This window comes from Gelidibacter sp., assembly GCF_035515035.1.
GTDB lineage: Bacteria > Bacteroidota > Bacteroidia > Flavobacteriales > Flavobacteriaceae > Gelidibacter.
This window is the reverse complement of the sequence record NZ_DATJCA010000021.1, coordinates 52487-72075: the sequence shown is the minus strand read 5'-3', so window position 1 is coordinate 72075 and position 19589 is coordinate 52487. Positions and strand designations below refer to the sequence as shown.

The window sequence follows — 19589 nt, the reverse complement described above, 5'->3', positions numbered from 1 at the left end:
ACCATTAAATAATAATAACTAATACCAAATGAACCACCTCTGCAATTATAAAGTATTTATGCCATATCATTTTTGAGGTGCACCATTTGACCATTAAATAATAATAACTAATACCAAATGAAAAGAACAACAACAGTCATTATTTTAGGAATTATCGTTGCAGTGTTTGCAATTGCCTTAATTTATTTGTGGAGAAAAAATCAGGAAGATCCTATATCCTACACCACGGAAATCCCGGTGATGAAAACTATTGTGGTAAAAACAGTCGCTACAGGAAATATTGTACCTAAAGATGAAGTGCTTATTAAATCGAATATTTCTGGGGTGATTGAAGAAGTATTTATAGAGGCGGGTGAGTATGTTAACGCAGGTGATTTGATTGCCCAAATTCGTGTGATTCCTAATGTATCCTCGTTAACGAGTGCTAAGAATAATATATCTTCAAACCAGACCGCATTGCAAACTGCTAAAATAAATTTACAGACCCAACAAACTAATTACGATCGCCAAAAGGCATTGTTTGACAAAGGTGTAATTTCAGCAAACGATTTTGAAGGTATTAAAAACACCTATCTGCAAACTAAACAAAGTGTGGAACAAGCGGAAATCAACTTGAATTCTTCACGTCAAAATTATGATATCGTCAAAACAGGTACTACAAGTGGATTGGGCAATATCGCACAGACCCAGGTGAGAGCAACAGTATCAGGGATGGTGTTGGATGTGCCAGTAAAAGAAGGAAATCAGGTCATTGAAGCCAATAATTTTAATGAAGGGACCTCAATTGCCTCCTTGGCGGATGTTAAAAAAATGATTTTTGAAGGTAAGGTTGATGAAAGCGAGGTGGGAAAAATTAAGGAAGGTCTGCCACTTGAAATTACCGTTGGTGCCATTGAAGACAAAAAATTTGATGCGGTATTGGATTATATTGCTCCTAAAGGTGTGGCTGAAAATGGGGCGATTCAATTTGAGATTAAAGGCACTTTAAAATCTATTGATTCGATCTTTATTAGAGCTGGGTTAAGTGCAAATGCGTCCATTATTTTAGAACGAGCGGAAAATGTTTTGGCTATTAACGAAGCTTTGGTGCAATTTGATTCTCAAACCCAAAAACCCTTTGTAGAGGTTATGGTAGGCGATCAAAAATTTGAACGTCGCGATCTTGAATTGGGTATTAGTGATGGCATCTTCGTTCAGGTCAAAAGCGGCATTAATAAATCGGATAAAATAAAGGTTTGGAATCAAGTTCAAGGCATTCCAGATTATGCTAAAAAGAAATAATCCATTTTAGGTGTAACACTTTAAATAATCGATAGACTTATATTTTAATTATGAAAAAATCAATTCTTATAGTTCTTGTCCTAATAGCAGTAACCTCTCAGGCACAAGTTAAAAAATGGACCCTCAAAGAATGTGTGGCCCATGCTTTAGAAAACAATATCTCCGTAAAACAAAGTCTATTGGATTTGGAGCTGACGGATATAGAAAACTTACAGGCTATTGGTAATTTTGTGCCACAGGTGAGTATGGGGGCAAACGTCTCAGAAAACACCGGATTAGGTTTTAATCCATTGACCAACAACGCACAGACTACCACGTTTTTATCGGCTTCAGGAAGGGTGAGCGTTGGTTATACGTTATTTGACGGACTTAGGAATTTTAAAGAGGTACAACGGGCCAAAATATCTAAAATGGCGGCTCAGTTCCGATTGACCAAGATGGAGGATGATATTTCATTGTTTGTGGCAAACAATTACCTGCAAGTGATTCTCAATAAGGCCAACCTTACGGTTTTAACCTCGCAAAACTCAATTACTAAAGATCAATTAAAAAGAACGCAAGAGTTGGTGGATGCAGGGGTTTTGCCAGAAGGTGACATTCTTGAAATTAGAGCCAATGATGCCAGTGAAAGACAGGCAATCGTCAATGCCGAAAATGCGGTGCAGGTATCTTTGATCAGTTTGGCGCAGCTTTTAATGATTAAGGATTATCAAAATTTTGATATCGAAGATGAGGGTTATGATATCGTTGATGAAGGCATCTCCGAGAAAAGCGTTTTTGATGTTATTGAAAGTGCAAAAGAAAATAGAGCTGAGATCAAAATTGCTGAGCAAAATGTCGCGCTTGCTGAAAAGGATGTACAAATTGCAAAAAGTGCTTATTACCCAACGCTACAAGCCTTTTTTGGATATGACACGAGATTCTCCAATTCGGCGTCATTTATTCAGGATATTGATCCAAACAATCCGGTAATTCTAAGAGAAATAGGAGTGGTGGAAGATACAGGACAATCGGTAATTGGTGAATTTCCCAACACCATCACCAGAAAAGTTGGCGCCGATCCATTTATTGATCAGCTGTCGCAAAATGATGGTATTTCTTATGGGTTCTCTTTAAACATCCCTATACTAAATGGTTTTTCTGTCAAAAGTAATGTGAAGAGAAATCAGATTAATCTAGAACGTAGTAAAAATCAATTGGAACAGGCACAATTAGATTTGGAATCTACCGTCTATCAGGCTTATGTGGATGCCAAAGGAGCCTTTAAATCATATGAAGCTGCACAATCGGCTCTGGAATCACAGGAATTGGCCTATAATTACGCTAAAGAGCGCTATGATGTTGGATTTACCAATGCTTTTGAGTTCAGTCAATCCAAAGTAAAATTTGATAATGCCCAAATTGAACTTAATCGCGCTAAATATGACTATATTTTCAAATTAAAAGTACTTGAGCTATATTTTGGAATTCCTGCGATGGAGTTGAAATTTTAATTATCGATGATTTATCAATACATAGAGCACAACCAGTAAACTAACCGTTATGAGCAAAAAAACAGTAATAATATTAATATCCGCAGTAGTACTCCTAATCTTGGTATTGATTGTAGGAAAAAATGCGGGTTGGTTTGGTAATTCCGGGAACTTTAAAGAGGTCGAGACTCAGAAAGTAACGCTAATGGATATTGTGGAGAAAGTTTCTGCAACAGGTAAAATTCAGCCAGAGATTGAAGTGAAAATTTCCAGTGAAGTATCTGGAGAAATCATAGATCTCCCTTTCAAGGAAGGTCAGCAGGTCAATAAAGGTGACTTGTTGGTAAGAGTCAATCCTGACCTCATTCAATCGGCAGTAAACAGAAGTCAGGCCACCTATCAGAATATAAAAGCGGGGTTAGAGCAAGCTGAAGCTTCCCTGAGAGAAGCTAAGCTAAGCTATGATCGGAACAAGCAACTTTTCGAAAAGGGTATTATCTCAAAATCAGAATGGGACAAGGCAGTTTCTGCCTATGAAATTGCGCAGGCCACACGCCAATCAGCATATTATAATGTTCAAAGTGCTAGCGCATCTGTAAGTGAGGCTCGAGATAATTTGAACAGGACCACCATTTATGCCCCTATGAGCGGTACCATTTCTAAATTGGATGTGGAATTGGGAGAACGTGTTGTGGGAACGCAACAAATGGCGGGTACAGAGATTTTAAGGGTGGCCAATTTAAACAATATGGAAGTTGAAATTGATGTCAATGAGAATGATATAGTTAAAGTCCAGGTTGGAGATTCCGCCATTGTTGAAGTAGATGCTTATTTGAGAAAGGAATTCAAAGGTGTTGTTACAGCAATTGCTAATTCTGCGGCTGGAACGCTTACGGCAGATCAAGTCACAAATTTTAAGGTAAAGGTTAGAATACTTGAAGAGTCTTATCAAGATTTAATGGAGGGCAAAGGTGAGAACTTTTCTCCGTTCAGACCTGGGATGACTGCTACCGTCGATATTATTACTAAACAGCGAAAAGGAGTGGTAAGTGTTCCAATAAGTGCCATTGTAATTAAAACAGATACCTCTTCCGTTAAACAACCCGTTGCCAAGGACGAGAGCGATAGTGAAGCTGCATTTCAAAGAGTTGGCAGTGAAGAAAAATTTGAATGTGTGTTTGTCAAAAGTAACGATGAGGCCAAATTAAGAGTTGTAAAAACAGGCATCCAAGATGATGCCAATATTGAAATATTATCGGGATTGCAGGCAGGCGACGTGATCATCACTGGCCCTTATAATGTGGTCTCCAAAACATTGAATCCTGGTGATAAGATAGAAGTGAAAGGTAAAGAAGGAACTGCAAAAAACTAGTGTTTAAAAAGAATTAAAGTGTCATATATACTAAATATTGAAACGGCCACCACCAATTGTTCTGTCTCTCTTTCCAAAGAAGGAGAGATTTTGGTTTTAAAGGAGGATTACAACTCTAATTTCTCCCATGCGGAATCCTTACATCTTTTTATTGATACGGTCTTTAAAGAGGCTAATTTGAAACCTCATGAGGTGGATGCCATAGCCGTCAGTAAAGGGCCTGGTTCTTATACAGGGTTGCGTATTGGAGTTTCAGCCGCCAAGGGACTCTGTTTTTCTTTGGACAAACCTTTAATTTCCGTTGATACTTTAGCAGCTTTGTCGCAGCAAGTAGATGTTGATTCTGGATGTATTGTGCCCATGCTTGATGCCCGAAGACTGGAAGTGTATGCAGCTGTTTACGATAAAGATCACAAACAGATGAGAACTATAGAAGCTCAAATCTTGAATGCGGATAGTTTTAAAGACTTTTTGGATATCGGTAAGGTCTATTTTATTGGAACCGGTGTTGAAAAAACCAAAGAAATCATTTCGCATCCCAACGCGGTCTTTATTGAAAATAAGCTTCCTTCTGCAAATGAAATGGGGAAATTGGCCTATGATAAATACAAAATAGGCGACATTGAGAATGTCGCCTATTTTGAACCTTTTTACTTAAAGGACTTTATCGGAACTAAAGCTAAAGCTAAAGATTAGTCCTCCTTACGGATATGTACTTGATGTGGATAAGGAATTTCAATTCCAGCAGCATCTAAGGCTTGTTTAGTGCTTTCCATAATATCATAATACGTACTCCAATAATCAGAGTTCTTAACCCATGGTCTAACGTTAAAATTCAACGAACTGTCAGCCATTGCGCTTAACCTAACCAGAGGTGCCGGGTCTTTCAATACCAAAGGGTGTGAGGTCAACTGTTCCATTAGGAGGTCTCTTGTCTGTTTAATATCAGAGTCATAGCCTACACCAAAAACGAAATCAATCCGACGTAGATCCATGGCGGAATAATTCACAATATTATCATTTGACAATTTTCCATTAGGAATAATAATTATCTTATTGTCAGGAGAGGTCAATTTAGTAGTGAATATCTGAATTTCTCTCACCGTTCCTGAGGTGCCTTGAGCTTCAATATAATCACCTACTTTAATAGGCTTGAATATCATAAGCAGTATCCCACCAGCAAAATTGGCCAGTGAGCCCTGTAAAGCTAATCCCACAGCTAAACCGGCAGACGCTAGAATAGCGGCAAAGGATGTAGTTTCGATGCCAACGGTGCCTAAAATGACAATAACAAGAACAATTTTAAGCGTCCATTGTAAGATGTTAAGTAGGAACTTTTGAAGGCTTATATCGTAGTTCCCTTTTGCCATTCCTTTTTCAACACCTTTCAAAAGTAATTTAATGACCCATGATCCAATGATCCATATTAAAATAGCCACTAAAACTTTTGGTCCAAAGTCAATGATAAGTTCATAACCTTTGTCAATCCAATGTTGCATTTCCATATAATCTCTAATGTTTTTTGTTAATACGCAAAGTTATAACTTCTCCTAGGATAACACAATGCAATAGAGGATTTATGAAAATATTAGAGAAACTAATGTAATCAGTGCAGGTATGGATTGAATATAAAATTTAATCTTTTTTGTAGAATTAGTGCCAATGATACCGGCAAAAGTAATGTGTATTAAAAAGAAGGATGTAAAAGCGGAAACGTTTAAAATGATTGATAGCAGAAGACCTGCAGCCAAAAAACCATTCTATAAACCTTGGTTGGCAACTAAAATTTTTGTGTCTTCGGCAAATCTCTTTGATTTTAACCCAAAACTTTTAATGTCTTTGAGTGTTTCTAAAATAAAGAAGTAAAAATGCTCGAGAGCAAGAGCGCTAATGAGAACTATAGGTGGGAGACTTATGGATTAAAAAATAGCGCTTTTTTTAAGCGCTAATTTTAATTTTATTGGACTTCAAAGGTTATCTTTAAATTGACTCTATACTGAGACAACTCATCGTTTTTAACGGTAATACTTTGGTCCTTTACATACACAGACTTAATGTTCTTAATAGTTTTAGAAGCGTGATTTACTCCATTTCTTGCAGCGTCTTCCCAACTTTTGTCGGAGCTTGCTAAAATTTCAATAACTTTTAATACTGACATATTTATAGTTTTTAAATTAATAATTTACTTGTATTCTTAAAGATAAGAAAAATAAATCAAATTTAACCATTTAATGCTTCTACGGTCAAGTCCTTATCCTTGAGCATTTCCTTAAGCATATTTTCAATACCATTTTTTAAGGTATAAGTAGAGGAAGGACACCCACTACATGCGCCTTGTAAAATAACGCTTACTTTTTTAGTTTTAGGATCATAAGATTGAAACTCAATATTCCCACCATCGCTAGCAACTGCAGGTTTCACGTATTCTTCAAGAATCGTAATGATTTCTTTTGAGATGTCGTCATAGTTTTCAAATTGGGCTTCAACTTGACTTTCGGTTTTCTTTAAGACTTTAGGAGCGTCTGCCAAAATTATGTCCTTACCGCTTTCAATATAATTTCTGATAAATTCTCTTAATTCTGTAGTGATTTCACTCCACTCGGCAACATCAGATTTAGTGACCGAAATGAAATTTTCATCAAAAAAGACACTTCTTACAAAAGGTAAATGGAATAATTCAGTAGCTAAAGGAGAATACTTGGCGTCTTCCCTAGAAACAAACTCATAAGAAGTGGCTACCAGTTTTTTGTTGGCAACAAATTTTAAAACCGCTGGATTTGGAGTGCTCTCAGCATAGATTGAGATAGGTTTTTGGTTTTGTACATTCTCTTCCGTTACAACTGGCTTTCCATCATTGATGTACTGTTCAATTTGTTGGGCAACTTCTTCTTGTACATCTTCCCATTCCACAATATCGTAACGTTCTAAAGCGATAAAATTGCCTGAGATATATACTTTTTTTATAAAGGGTAGGTAAAATAACTGTTGCGCCAAAGGAGAATTTTGGGCTTCGTCAATATTACTAAATTCGAAACTTTCATGGTTGGTTAAAAACTTATCAGCTTCAAATTTTATTATCGTAGGATTACTGGTTTTATGTATTGAAATAGTTGTCGTTTGCATAGGTTCAATTCTTTATGCAAAAATAAGGAATCTAAAGGGTAAACCCGGTTTTTTTGAGCACGATATTAGTCCATGGGATTTTGACGATATGAAAACCTTTAGACAATTGATTTTGAAGATTTAAGTCGCGTAGGAAGACCAACAGTGTGTTTGTTTACTTGCTGTGAAATTAATAGGTTTTATAAGGACTAGGGATCCTATTAAATTAAGGTATATGGGATATCAAACACAAAAATTTATATATTTGGCGAATAGAAAGCTGCTCAAGTAAACCGACACTTTTAGTCTGTGTTACCAAAAGTAGTATTGGCTTTTCGTCAACAAACTACGAAGATAAACACAAAATTAAAGCCGATTTTGACTTGAAAAGAACAATGAATATGAAGTTTAAAAAGTTTTGTTTACTAGCTTTTGCAGCATTAACAGCACAATTCAGTACAGCACAAGAAGGATTGCCCATATATTCTGATTATTTGACCGATAATTATTATTTGATTCACCCCTCCATGGCGGGTGTTGCCAATTGTGCCAAAATAAGATTAACCGCACGTAAACAATGGTTTGGCCAAGATAATGCTCCTGCATTGCAAACCATGAGTATCAATAGTCGTATTGGAGAATCACAATCTGCCATTGGAGCCATTGTTTATAATGATAAGAATGGCTACCATTCTCAAACGGGCGCTTATTTTACCTATGCACATCATTTAATGTTTTCACGAAATGAAATTGACCTGAATATGCTATCCTTCGGGTTGAGCGCAGGTGCCATTCAGTATAAATTAGATGAAACCACATTTTTAAATGAAGGTTTTGATCCTTTGATTTCAGGAATCGAACAAAGTGCCACCAATTTTAATATCGATTTTGGATTCTCTTATCATTTAATAAACTTTTATGCCCATGCCACGCTAAAAAACGTATTGAATAACGATGGCGTAAATTCTAATGCCAACGGCATTTTTAGATATGATAATTTAAGAACGCTGTTATTCAGTGCAGGAAACGTTTTTAAAAAATTCGGCAGTGAGTGGAGTTATGAACCCTCCATAATGTTTTTATATAGAGATGGTACAAAGGAATCTTCCATTGATGTTAACGCAAAGGTTTATAAAGATATGGATTTCGGAAAATTATGGGGAGGTATTTCCTATCGCCGAAGTTTGGACGGTGCCGAATTTTCAAATGGAGCTGGTGTAAGCAGCCAAAATCTGCAATATTTTACACCTTTTTTAGGTATGGATTATAAGAATTTTGTTTTTGCCTATACCTATTCTTATCAGGCAAATTCTGTTGTTTTTAATAATGGTGGTTTTCATCAGTTGACCTTGGGCTATAATTTTAATTGTAAAAAAGTGAGATATGATTGTGCCTGTCCAGCGGTTAATTAGGTAGGCAGTATTCAATATGCAGTCTCCAGTCTTATAAAAAGGAAGGGATCGAGCATTGGATGGTGTAGTGGGCAGAAATTTTGGTATTTTAAAAATCATAAGTATTATCTTAATTTTATGGAAGTTGAACTGGAATCTGAATTCGAATTCGAACACGAAAATTTAAACTTGAAATTTCCAACATGCCAACTATTAAAACAATAAATGGAAAAGAGCCTCAATTTTTGCGAAGGCAGGAATCTCATTTTAAAACTTCCATTTTTGGAGGATATTAAATTTTCACAGAAAAATACAATCATCAACAAATAACATTAACCCAAAAGGAATCTCAATTATATTTCTGGGATTCCCTTTCTAAAAGGATTTTTCATGCCCATTATAAAATCAGTAAACGGAAAACATCCTCAAATAGCGGACGACTGTTATATTGCAGAGAATGCCACCATTGTAGGCGAGGTCACCATTGGAACAGAATGTAGTGTGTGGTTCAATGCGGTCATCAGAGGCGATGTGCATTATATTAAGATCGGAAATAAGGTCAATATTCAGGATGGTGCGGTCATACATGCTACCTATCAAAAATCGCCTACGACGATTGGCAATAATGTGTCTATTGGCCATAATGCCATTGTGCATGGGTGTACCATTCACGATAATGTCTTGATTGGGATGGGGAGCATTGTTATGGACGATTGCGTTGTAGAAAGCAATAGTATTATTGCCGCAGGTGCTGTAGTCACGAAAAATACCCTAGTTGAATCTGGTAGTATTTACGCCGGTGTGCCTGCAAAAAAGGTTAAAGATATTAGTGCGGAATTGATCTCTGGTGAAATCCATCGGATTGCGGAAAACTATGTGACGTATTCGGGTTGGTTTAAGGATGAATAAAGAAAAGAGAACAAAGAATCAAGAATTAAGAATCAGGACGACTTCTGGCAAATAGAATAGTCAGTAATTATCAAAAATCAGCAGTCCGTCCGTAGGAAAAAGTACGTTCAGCCAAATCCTAAATCATTTAATTCCTAAAACTGCAAATGTTGAACGCTGTATTTACGCTCTAAAATCTCTGTTAAAACCTCAACAGTGCCGTTGGTATAAAATTTATTGTCACCGTGTGTGGATACGGTGTTCATAAGATCATGTTGTTCCAATACGGATTTTGTTTGACGCGCTACAGCTTGCCCTGAATCGATTATTTTAACGCGGCTGGGCAATAGGTCCAACAATAACGGGATGAGGTAAGGATAGTGCGTACAGCCTAAAACCAGATAGTCAATATTTGCATCTAGCATAGGCTTCAAATAGGTGAGGAGTAAGGTTTTCATTTCCTCACTATTGGTCTTCCCCTCCTCAATAAGTGACACAATTCCTTCGCCAACTTGTTCTATTACTTTTATACCATTACTATAGAGGTCTGTTGTTTTATGAAACAACTCACTGCTGAGCGTCCCTTTGGTTGCCAAAATTCCAATCGCTTTTGTTTGTGTACTTAAGGCGGCTGGTTTAATGGCTGGTTCAATACCTATAAACGGAAGGTTGTAGGAATCTCTTAAAGTGGTGATGGCATTGGTTGTTGCAGTATTACAAGCCACGACAATGAGCTTACAGTTTTTCTGAATTAGCAACTCTGTATTCTTAATGCTCAAATCAATGATTTCCTGTTGAGTTTTATTGCCATAGGGGGCGTTAAAACTATCTGCCAAATAAATAGTATGCTCGTTAGGAAGGAGGGCCTTAATCTCCTTAAAAATCGAAGTCCCACCAATACCTGAGTCAAAGATGCCAATTGGTTGCGTGCTCATAATACAAAAATAGGAAAGCCACTCATTAAAAGTGGCTTTCCATATAAAATTTTGTTACGATCTAAAATAGTTTTAGAATCCTAAATCTTTTTTGACATCTGCTGTAAGGTCTTTTCCTTCAGCCAAGATCACACCTGAACCTGGAGATGAATCCAATACGTACTGAAAACCTTGAGCTTTTGCAACTTTTTGGATAGATGCTTCAGCTTTGTCAGTAATTGGTTTTAACAAGTCAAATTCTTTCTTTTGAAGATCTTGTTGAGCTGTATTTTGGTATTCACGAATACTCTGTTGCATACCTTGTACTTCTTGAGATCTTTTAGCATTCTCTTCGTCAGTCTTACTTTCAACTTCAGCTTGGTACTGTTTCATTTTGTTTTGAAGTTCAGTTGCCATTGTTTGAATTTCAGTCTCATACGTTTTTTGCAGTTTCTCTAATTCTGCTTGAGCACTTTTCATTGCTGGCATTGCTTTAATAAGCTCTTGTGTGTTGATATGAGCAATTTTACTTTGAGCATTAGTGAAGCTAGTTGCTCCAATGAAAAGTAGTCCTGCAAATAAAAGGGTCTTAAAATGTTTCATTTTTAAAATAGTATTACGTGTTATAATTATTAATTGTTTTTATTTATTATTTTTCTGGAACGGAATCTTTAGATTTTTTCTGAGCATCACGTTCTTCTTTTGCTTTTCTGCGTTCTTCTAATATTTTATTTCTGCGTTCGTCAAGTTCTTTTTGTCGGGCCTCACGATCAGCAGCTTGTTGTTGTCTCTTTTCCTCGGCCATTTGTGCTGTCGTTTTTTTGGTGCTCTCCACAGCAGTTTTGCTTTTTTCTTCAGCCGTCACTGATGTACTGTCCTGAGGGTTGTTTTTATTTTCTCTTTCAGCCTTGGCTTTTGCTCTGTCTTCCAATATTTTTTGGCGTCTGGCTTCAACATCAGCTTTTATGGAATCTCGTGTTGCTTGCTGCTCCGCTCTTCTCGCTTCTACTGCTTTTACACGCTCACTCTGTTTTTCATCCAAAGCTTGTTCACGGGCATCCAACTCCTTATTGATAACGGGCACAACATCTTCTTCGGCTGCCGCTCTTCGTTCAGATTTAGTTTGTGCTTGCGTACGTTTTGAAGACCGGGTGATGCTTCTCAGCACTAATTCACTAAGGTCAAAACGCTCTGCGGCAAATAACATCACCACGTCAGCTGATCTGTCAAAAATAAAATCATATTCTCTACTTCCTGCAATTTCCTGCACTGCTGCGAAAATCTGATCTTGAATAGGCTGGATCAACTGTGTCTTTTGAATCATCAAATCGCCATTGGGACCGAAACGCTTTTGTTGATAGTCCAAAATTTCCTTTTCCTCAAAACTGATGTCTTCAAAACGCTCTTCATATAACTCCTTGGTTAAAAGCACGCGCTCATTGTTGAGCTGTGATTTTTTTTGCTCCAAGGCGGCTAAACGCTGTTCTACATCAGACTTCCATTGAAGAACCTTTGTGTCCAATTGTGCCGTGGCATCTTGGTATTCAGGCACATTTTGTAAAATATATTCAGTATCTATATACCCAATTCTCACGCCACGCTGTGCATTTGAAGTAAAGCTCAAAAGACTTAAGACTGTCACTAAAAAAAGAACTTTGTGTTTCATCTGTTAATATTTTATCATTTATTGGTCACGCTATAAATTCTAAAACGACAGATTAACTTAACGATTCTGTCTACTCAGCGTAATATTTTTCAAATTAACGAAATAAATTCTAAAAAATTTTAACGCTTGTACTAAATCGTCAAAGTATCATTAGAAAATACCGTGCCAAACTTAAAATTGCTGTCCAATAATAAAGTGGGTCTCCCACCCGTTTTTCTCAGAGAGACCTGGCAAAGGATCAAAACCATAACCAAAATCAATACCTAACAATCCGAATGCAGGCATGAAAATTCTCAAACCAACACCCGCGGAACGCTTGAGGTTAAATGGGTTATAGTCTTTAAAATTGTCAAATGAATTACCGCCTTCCATGAAACCTAAAGCGAAAATTTTTGCTTGCGCTCCCAAAGTAATTGGGTAACGAAGTTCCAATGAGAATTTATTGTAAATCGTGCCACCATCCTGTGAGGATAAGGATTGGTTTGGATACCCTCTCAGGGCAATAGATTCCCTACCATCTAATGAATAGTTTCCTAAACCATCACCTCCAACAAAGAAGCGCTCAAAAGGAATCACCCCTCTATCGTTATTATATGCCCCAAGGAAACCAAATTCCAATCCAGATTTTATAACTAATTTATCGTAAACCTTAGTGTACCAATCGCCTTTAAATTTAATTTTATAAAATTCCAAGCACTTGTAACGTTCTTGGTCAATTTCTCCCATTCGTGCGTAGTCATCAGGATCAGATGGGTTTAATGCTGCTCTTTCATCTTTTAGCGCAGTGTAATCCACATTGTTTAAAAGTGAAAATGGAGGCGATACTTTAGCGGTTACAGAAAAACTTGAACCTCCTGTCGGATAAATAGGGTCTGTATGGGTGTTGTTTCTACTTAATCCAACGGTATAAGCTAAGTTATTGGAGTAGCCATTACCAAAAGTAAAAAGACCTGTGTTGTAATTCTGTAAATCATAATGTTGGAAACTTACGGCTTGAGATAGGGTGAAATAGTCATCCGGCTGCGTCAAACGCTTGGCAAGACCAACAGTAACCCCTGTAATATTAAAACTCTTGCTTTTATCAGCATCCCTTGTTCTTGGGTTGTACAAGAATTGCATGGTATGCGACAAAGAAGTTGAGAATTGGATTGGCCGTTGCCCGCCCATCCATGGTTCAGTAAAAGAGAAACTGTAAGTTTGGTAAAAACGGCTCGCTTGTAAGCGCAGCGCTAAACTTTGTCCATCACCAGTTGGCACTGGTTTATACGCTTCACCTTTGAAAATATCTTTTATTGCAAAGTTGTTGAACGATAAACCTAGGGTTCCAATAAAACCGCCTCCACCGTAACCACCTTGTAATTCAATTTGGCTGGAACCTTTTTCCACTACGGAATACTCCATATCCAAAGTGCCTTCATTAGGATTGGCGTTCTTGAAATTCGGGCTTAATTGTTGTGCATCAAAGAAACCTAATTGACCAAGTTCTCTAACCGTTCTTACCACGGCAGTTTTGCTGTAAAGCTGTCCCGGGCGTGTTCTTAATTCTCTATAGATTACTCGGTCATTTGTTTTGTCGTTACCAACCACGGTCACATTGTTAAAATATGCTGGCTTTCCTTCAGAAATACGGATTTCCATATCAATAACATTCCCATCTGCGCTTACTTCAACCGGATTAATGGTGGAGAATAAATACCCGGCATCTTGGTAAAGGTTGGTAATGTTTTGTCCATCAGGCTTTGTGTCGTCTGCAATTCTTTTTTTAAGTTCTACTCCATTATAGGTATCTCCTTGTTTGATTCCTAACATGGCACTCAATTGTTGGTCAGTAAAAATGGTGTTTCCAACAAAAGCAATTTTTCCGAAAGTATATTTTTCTCCTTCTTCAATATGGATGGCAATGGACAAAGTGCCATCATGATTATTGATTATAGAATCAGAAGTTACACGCGCATCCCGGTAGCCATTTTCTTTGTACTTATCAATAACGCTTACCAAGTCTTCCTTATAATTTGCCTGTACGTATTTTGAACGTTTTAAAAAGCGTAAAAGTTTTTTTTGCTTGGTGTGTTTCATGGCTTTTCTAAGCTTTTTATCGCTCAGTTTTTCATTGCCAACAAACTCAATATCTTTAATTTTAACCTTATCGTTCTTTTCAATGTCCACCACCATATTGACCCGGCTTTTTTCTATAGAGTCTGTCACGGGTAATGTGGTTACTGTGACTTTGGTATTGTAGAAGCCTTCTTTACGATATTTGTTGGTAAGATAGTTTTTTGTGGTAGTAATCAGGTTTTCCGTGACTTTGACGCCTTTGTTCAGTTTGTTGTCTTTTATTAAGGCTTCCTTTTTTCCTTTTTTGACCCCCTTGATCTCTAGTTCATTAAGTTCTGGTAAGTCTTGAAGGCTAATTTCCAAATAGGCCTGATCTCCTTCTGTTTTGGTGAGATAGATGTCAATATTGCTAAAGAGGTTTGAACCCCATAATTTCTTAAGGGCTTCACTAATGCGCTCGCCCGGAATGGCGATGACTTCCCCTTTTCTCAAACCGGAATAGGTAACTATGGTAGCTTCACTAAAATTAGTGTCGCCTGTAACGACAATTTCTGCGATGGTAAATTTTTGTCCTGAATTAAATGGGCTTTCCTGTGCGGTTAAGGCCAAGGAAGATAAAAGAAAAAAGGCACTTATAAAAGTATTAAAAATTGTTTTCAAAAGCGTGTTGTTAGCTGAGTTGTTCACTTGTTTTTCCAAATCGTCGTTCTCTATTTTGATAGTCTATCAAAGCAGTATATAAATCATGCTTTTTAAAATCGGGCCATAAAATACTGGTGAAATATAATTCAGCATAAGCAATTTGCCATAACAAGAAATTACTGATTCTTTGTTCTCCGCTAGTCCTGATAAGCAGGTCTACATCTGGCAAATTTTGCGTGTAAAGATGCTTATTAATAATGGATTCGTCAATAGAATCACTTGAAATTATATTATTTTTAACTTTCACAGATATTTTTTTAACCATATTTATGAGTTCCTCCCTAGAGCCATAACTTAGTGCAAGGGTCAAGGTCATTCTGCTATTGTTTTTGGTTTTTTCAATGACTTCTTCCAACTCTTCCTTTGCTTTTTTTGGCAAATCATTCAGACAGCCTATCGCGTTGAGCTTAATGTCATTGTCTTGAAGTGTTTTGATTTCTTTCTTCAAGGATTTGACCAAAAGCTTCATCAATGTCTGAACTTCAATCTTCGGACGGTTCCAGTTTTCAGTTGAAAACGCATAAAGGGTCAAATGCTTGATGCCAATTTCTGCACTGGCTTCAACTACTTCCCGTACTGATTTTGTGCCGTTTTCATGGCCAATGACTCGCAGGAAGCCCTGTTGTTTTGCCCAACGACCATTGCCGTCCATAATTATGGCGAGATGGTTAGGTAGTTTGTCGGTATGTATCTGTTCTTTTAAATCCACTTAATAATCCGAATAACAAGGTTTTTGACCAAAGGTGTAAGTTAAGGTAATCCCTGAAAATACGTACCAGTCATTACTGTTTAAATTACCAAAACTCAAAGCTGCTCTTGATGGGGCATCCGGGACACTCCCGTCAATTTCATCAGAAAAAGTATATCTAACGCCAATTTCAGCACCTAATATGATGCCATCCACCATTGTTGTTGTTTTAAAACCCAATACCATAGGAATGCCATAGGCCCAGCTTTGTAGATTCTCTGAGGTTTGAATACCATTTTGAAAATAGTAATTATTATGTCTTGCTGTGGAAATACCAGTATATAAATAGGGTGTCATTTGATGATCAGTGCTATGAAGGTCAAAATCCAAAAAAGTGAACTCCATTCCTACAGAGAGTTCTAAAATAGAATTTTTAAAATCATAATTACGAGCGATTCGTCTAGGGTCACTAGATTTGCTGTCATTGCCTTCCAATTCCGTAAACAAAATGGATGCCCTGAATGAATGTCTTGGACTTCTATTCCATTTTAAGAGGAGTCCTACTGCGGGTTTGTTGGGAGCGATATATGTTGTGGAGCCCACATCACCAATAAAGTTGCTGCCGCCAAGGAATAAACCACCTTCGTAAATTTGAGCGTGTAAGTTCGGGACGAAACAAATACTAAAAATTATTAAAATGATATACCTCATAAAATTTTAAAAGTTTGCAAATATAATAAATAAGATTAGCCTTTAACAATTTGAACCAAATTGTATTACAGATAAACAGTATTTAAAAGATTTTATTGTTTAGTTGCGTTTATCCTCTCCCCAAAGCAGTTTTTTGCGTAAGGTGTCAATAAAGCTCTCGGTATGGAGTTCTACCATCTTTATTTTGAAGGCTGCCTTTTTTATAGTTACGATGGTAGTATTATGTAAAGTTGCAATTCTCGAGTCCAATGAAATTAAATAAAAATCTTCCCGTCCTTCAACCTTTAATTGGATCTCTGTGTCGTCAGGAATTACCAAGGGCCTAGCGCTCAAATTGTGCGGAGCTATAGGCGTTATGACAAAACTTTTTGCATCCGGAGAAATTACGGGACCCCCACAGCTTAGTGAATATCCTGTTGAACCCGTGGGGCTGGATACAATGAGGCCATCTGCCCAATAGGAGGTCAAATACTCTCCATTTAAATGCGTATTTACCGTAATCATGGAAGTGGTGTTTTTTCTGCTTACGGCTATTTCGTTGAGTGCAAAATTGAGTTGGATAAGGTCCTTGTTTTTAGGATTGGTTTCAATGCTTAACAAGCTGCGCTCGGATATTTTATAATCACCTTCATAAATGCTGTCAAGGGCACTTTCAATTTGGTTGTTTTGGATGGTGGCCAAAAAACCCAAACGGCCAGTATTGATGCCTATAATGGGAATGGCAAGGTCACTTACATATGTTATGGCCCTTAATATAGTACCATCGCCTCCAATGCTTATGAGTAATTCAAAGGAATTGTCAAGGGTTTGAAACGTTCCAAACTCCTTGTAATTTTTTTTAAAATCGAAATGTTTGTCAATAAGTCGATAAAACTGATCCTCGATAAAAACATTTGCTTTCTGTTCCAATAAATAATTAAAAAGAATCCCTAAACTTTCTTCCTTACTCTTATAATTCTGGCTATAAATGGCGATTTTCATAGAGCTACATATTAAGGTATTTGTTCAAATAATCAGAACGCTCCTTTAAATTTTCAATGTAAGTGTCTTCTTCATGGCCGGAAATAATATTATAACTATACCTTCTGAAAGTTTGAATCACCTCATTCAGGCCAGGGCTACCAATCTTAAGCGTGATTTGTATCAAATCACCTTCCATTTTAGAAATGAATGCTCCTAAAATTTTGGCATCATTGGATTCTATAATTTGGCTGATTTCGCTAAAGGAATAGTCTTGAATGCCTTTTTCAATAATCAATGTGCCTCCTGGTTCTGAGAAGAACGGCGTTTCACTGAACCGACCAATAACATCATTGAGCTCATAATAGCCTAAATAATTATTTTGTGCGTCCAATACCGGCATGATGTTGCAAGAATTATGGGCAAAGATTTCCAAGACGTCCAGCCAAGGCGTATCTAATCTTACAAAAAAGCCTTCTAAAGAATGGCTGCATTCCATAATCGTATCTTTGCCGTCAAAGCAATGCACGTCTGTCTCAGAGATACATCCTAAATAGACCTGGTTGTTTTCAATAGGAATGTGAGAATAGGTCAGCTCATTGAACATCAATTTGAGGTCACTTACCTTATCATTTATGTTTAGTGGCTTAATATCATTGATAATATATTCTCTTAATGGCATGTTCTTGATTTTGTTCCTGCAAAATAATTAAAAATAACAACAAAAAGCAGTATCTACTTTGTATTTTTGTCCATTAAAACAAAAGCTATGACAAAGTTGAGCGTGAATATTAATAAGATTGCCACCCTTAGAAATTCTAGAGGCGGTGATGTTCCAAATTTGGTTCAATTTGCAAGAGATGTTCAAAAGTTTGGTGCACAGGGCGTCACCATCCATCCGCGACCTGATGAAAGACATATTCGCTATCAAGATGTTTATGATTTAAAATCAGAAGTCTATACGGAATTTAACATTGAGGGCAACCCAATCCGTCAATTTATAGATATGGTGCTGGAAGTAAAACCGACACAAGTAACTTTAGTGCCTGATGCTGAAGATGCCATTACGTCAAATGCAGGATGGGATACTATTAAACATAAAGATTTTCTGGTAGATGTCATTAAAGAGTTTAAACAGAACGGGATTCGTACTTCAATCTTTGTGGATCCATCATTAAAGCAAGTTGAAGGCGCAAAGGCCACCGGAACGGATAGAATTGAGCTTTATACAGAAGCCTATGCTGATGCCTATAGTTTAGGGAATAAAATGGGAATCAAACCTTATATAGACTGTGCGGTTTTGGCAAACGCCTTGGGTCTGGGACTTAACGCAGGTCACGATTTATCTTTGGATAATATCAAATATTTCAAACAGAATATCCCTGATTTGCTGGAAGTCTCCATTGGACACGCCTTAATCTCAGAGAGTTTGTATTTGGGAATTGAAAATGTCATCAATATGTATTTGAGGCAGTTGAAGTAATGTTCGGTTGGGAGTATTTTGTCTGCAGTCTTCAGTCAACAGGCCGGAGTCCACAGGCTTCAGTCTACAGTCGTCCGTCACAAAAGCAACAATCGTTAATCGTTAATCCAAATAATCATGAAACTTCATTCAACTATTTTAGGCGAAGGCCAAGCATTTGTTTTTCTCCATGGGTTCTTGGGCATGAGCGACAATTGGAATACCCTGGGCACAAGATTTAGTGAGGCTGGGTATCAAGTCCATCTTCTTGATCAACGTAATCACGGACGTAGTTTTCATAGTGACGAATTTAACTATGAGGTGATGGTTGAAGATTTGAAGCGTTACTGTGAGGAGCACAAATTAAACGATATCGTGCTTTTGGGCCATTCCATGGGTGGAAAAACGGCCATGTTATTTGCAGTCGAATATCCTGAGATGGTTTCAAAATTGATCATTGTTGATATTTCACCCCGATATTACCCAACGCATCATGACGATATCCTAAATGGCTTGTCTGCCTTAGATTTTCAAACGCTTAAAAGCAGAGGAGATGCCGATAAGGAATTAAAACATTATGTATATGACCTTGGTACACGACAGTTTTTGCTCAAAAACTTATATTGGAAAGAAAAGGGAAGGCTTGCATTACGGATCAATTTGAAGGTTTTGAAAGAACAGGTCAATGAAGTGGGGGAACCTTTGCCAATGCATGCCAAATTTGAAAAAGAAACCTTGTTTTTGCGGGGTGATCGCTCAGAATATATTTCTTCGCAAGATGAAAGCTTGATCCAATCCCATTTTCCAAAAGCCAAAATTCGAACCATTTCAAATGCGGGCCATTGGTTACATGCTGAAAATCCAGACGATTTCTATGCAGAGGTCACGGATTTTTTAGACAGCTAATGGAACGTTTCTTATCATT

Annotated in this window: 21 protein-coding genes; 9 read left to right on the top strand and 12 right to left on the bottom strand. The window is 37.3% G+C overall.

Annotated elements, in window-relative coordinates; genetic code table 11:
• The first annotated feature begins 117 nt into the window (after nucleotides 1-117).
• The 4 genes from VLZ86_RS01645 to tsaB are packed head-to-tail and all read left to right on the top strand — an operon-like array spanning nucleotide 118 to nucleotide 4821.
• Nucleotides 118-1281: an efflux RND transporter periplasmic adaptor subunit gene (locus VLZ86_RS01645; RefSeq protein WP_325448054.1), complete on the top strand. Its 1164-nt coding sequence runs from the start codon at nucleotides 118-120 to the stop codon at nucleotides 1279-1281.
• Between the two features lie 50 nt (nucleotides 1282-1331).
• Nucleotides 1332-2774, top strand: a complete 1443-nt coding sequence (locus tag VLZ86_RS01640; protein WP_325448052.1) for a TolC family protein — start codon at nucleotides 1332-1334, stop codon at nucleotides 2772-2774.
• A 49-nt stretch (nucleotides 2775-2823) separates the two neighbouring features.
• Entirely contained in the window at nucleotides 2824-4125 is a 1302-nt protein-coding gene (locus tag VLZ86_RS01635) for an efflux RND transporter periplasmic adaptor subunit (RefSeq protein WP_325448050.1), read from the top strand.
• A gap of 18 nt (nucleotides 4126-4143) precedes the next feature.
• Nucleotides 4144-4821, top strand: a complete 678-nt coding sequence (gene tsaB / locus VLZ86_RS01630; RefSeq protein WP_325448048.1) for a tRNA (adenosine(37)-N6)-threonylcarbamoyltransferase complex dimerization subunit type 1 TsaB — start codon at nucleotides 4144-4146, stop codon at nucleotides 4819-4821.
• Here the strand turns inward: tsaB and VLZ86_RS01625 are convergent.
• Nucleotides 4818-5630, bottom strand: coding sequence for a mechanosensitive ion channel family protein (locus VLZ86_RS01625; RefSeq protein ID WP_325448046.1), 813 nt, complete (start codon nucleotides 5628-5630; stop codon nucleotides 4818-4820). The two genes, tsaB and VLZ86_RS01625, sit on opposite strands and share 4 nt — an antisense overlap.
• 72 nt (nucleotides 5631-5702) lie before the next feature.
• Nucleotides 5703-5849: a DUF1304 family protein gene (locus tag VLZ86_RS01620; RefSeq protein ID WP_325448077.1), complete on the bottom strand. Its 147-nt coding sequence runs from the start codon at nucleotides 5847-5849 to the stop codon at nucleotides 5703-5705.
• Between VLZ86_RS01620 and VLZ86_RS01615 the strand changes: the two genes are divergently transcribed.
• Nucleotides 5788-5991, top strand: a complete 204-nt coding sequence (locus tag VLZ86_RS01615) for a hypothetical protein (RefSeq protein ID WP_325448079.1) — start codon at nucleotides 5788-5790, stop codon at nucleotides 5989-5991. The genes VLZ86_RS01620 and VLZ86_RS01615 overlap by 62 nt on opposite strands.
• A gap of 91 nt (nucleotides 5992-6082) precedes the next feature.
• On the opposite strand, the gene VLZ86_RS01610 is transcribed toward VLZ86_RS01615, so the two are convergent.
• Both VLZ86_RS01610 and VLZ86_RS01605 read right to left on the bottom strand, forming a co-directional pair.
• Entirely contained in the window at nucleotides 6083-6283 is a 201-nt protein-coding gene (locus tag VLZ86_RS01610; RefSeq protein ID WP_325448044.1) for a dodecin family protein, read from the bottom strand.
• A 62-nt stretch (nucleotides 6284-6345) separates the two neighbouring features.
• A complete protein-coding gene (locus tag VLZ86_RS01605) occupies nucleotides 6346-7248 on the bottom strand; it encodes a NifU family protein (protein WP_325448042.1) in 903 nt (300 codons plus the stop codon).
• 380 nt (nucleotides 7249-7628) lie between these two features.
• Here VLZ86_RS01605 and VLZ86_RS01600 point away from each other — a divergent pair, with 380 nt between their 5' ends.
• Nucleotides 7629-8639 carry a type IX secretion system membrane protein PorP/SprF gene (locus VLZ86_RS01600; protein WP_325448040.1) on the top strand — a complete coding sequence of 337 codons (1011 nt, stop codon included), beginning with the start codon at nucleotides 7629-7631 and terminating at the stop codon, nucleotides 8637-8639.
• 369 nt (nucleotides 8640-9008) lie between these two features.
• A complete protein-coding gene (locus VLZ86_RS01595) occupies nucleotides 9009-9527 on the top strand; it encodes a gamma carbonic anhydrase family protein (RefSeq protein ID WP_325448038.1) in 519 nt (172 codons plus the stop codon).
• 134 nt (nucleotides 9528-9661) lie between these two features.
• On the opposite strand, the gene murI is transcribed toward VLZ86_RS01595, so the two are convergent.
• The 8 genes from murI to VLZ86_RS01555 form a co-directional block, all read right to left on the bottom strand.
• Nucleotides 9662-10441 carry a glutamate racemase gene (gene murI, locus VLZ86_RS01590; protein WP_325448036.1) on the bottom strand — a complete coding sequence of 260 codons (780 nt, stop codon included), beginning with the start codon at nucleotides 10439-10441 and terminating at the stop codon, nucleotides 9662-9664.
• A 72-nt stretch (nucleotides 10442-10513) separates the two neighbouring features.
• Nucleotides 10514-11023, bottom strand: a complete 510-nt coding sequence (locus VLZ86_RS01585) for an OmpH family outer membrane protein (protein WP_325448034.1) — start codon at nucleotides 11021-11023, stop codon at nucleotides 10514-10516.
• A 46-nt stretch (nucleotides 11024-11069) separates the two neighbouring features.
• On the bottom strand, nucleotides 11070-12086 hold the full coding sequence (locus tag VLZ86_RS01580) for an OmpH family outer membrane protein (RefSeq protein ID WP_325448032.1): 1017 nt from the start codon (nucleotides 12084-12086) through the stop codon (nucleotides 11070-11072).
• Between the two features lie 171 nt (nucleotides 12087-12257).
• Nucleotides 12258-14801, bottom strand: coding sequence for a BamA/OMP85 family outer membrane protein (locus VLZ86_RS01575; protein ID WP_325448030.1), 2544 nt, complete (start codon nucleotides 14799-14801; stop codon nucleotides 12258-12260).
• Nucleotides 14802-14811: 10 nt separating this feature from the next.
• Entirely contained in the window at nucleotides 14812-15552 is a 741-nt protein-coding gene (locus tag VLZ86_RS01570; RefSeq protein WP_325448028.1) for an isoprenyl transferase, read from the bottom strand.
• Nucleotides 15553-16242, bottom strand: a complete 690-nt coding sequence (locus tag VLZ86_RS01565; protein ID WP_325448026.1) for a DUF6089 family protein — start codon at nucleotides 16240-16242, stop codon at nucleotides 15553-15555.
• Between the two features lie 99 nt (nucleotides 16243-16341).
• Nucleotides 16342-17223 (bottom strand): NAD kinase, encoded by an 882-nt coding sequence (locus VLZ86_RS01560; RefSeq protein ID WP_325448024.1) that lies wholly within the window; start codon nucleotides 17221-17223, stop codon nucleotides 16342-16344.
• 4 nt (nucleotides 17224-17227) lie between these two features.
• Entirely contained in the window at nucleotides 17228-17884 is a 657-nt protein-coding gene (locus VLZ86_RS01555; RefSeq protein ID WP_325448022.1) for a CBS domain-containing protein, read from the bottom strand.
• A gap of 87 nt (nucleotides 17885-17971) precedes the next feature.
• Between VLZ86_RS01555 and VLZ86_RS01550 the strand changes: the two genes are divergently transcribed.
• Together VLZ86_RS01550 and VLZ86_RS01545 are read left to right on the top strand one after the other, a co-directional pair.
• Nucleotides 17972-18685: a pyridoxine 5'-phosphate synthase gene (locus VLZ86_RS01550; RefSeq protein ID WP_325448020.1), complete on the top strand. Its 714-nt coding sequence runs from the start codon at nucleotides 17972-17974 to the stop codon at nucleotides 18683-18685.
• A gap of 117 nt (nucleotides 18686-18802) precedes the next feature.
• Complete coding sequence (locus VLZ86_RS01545) at nucleotides 18803-19570, top strand: alpha/beta fold hydrolase (protein ID WP_325448018.1); 768 nt, start codon at nucleotides 18803-18805, stop codon at nucleotides 19568-19570.
• Nucleotides 19571-19589: the final 19 nt, after the last annotated feature.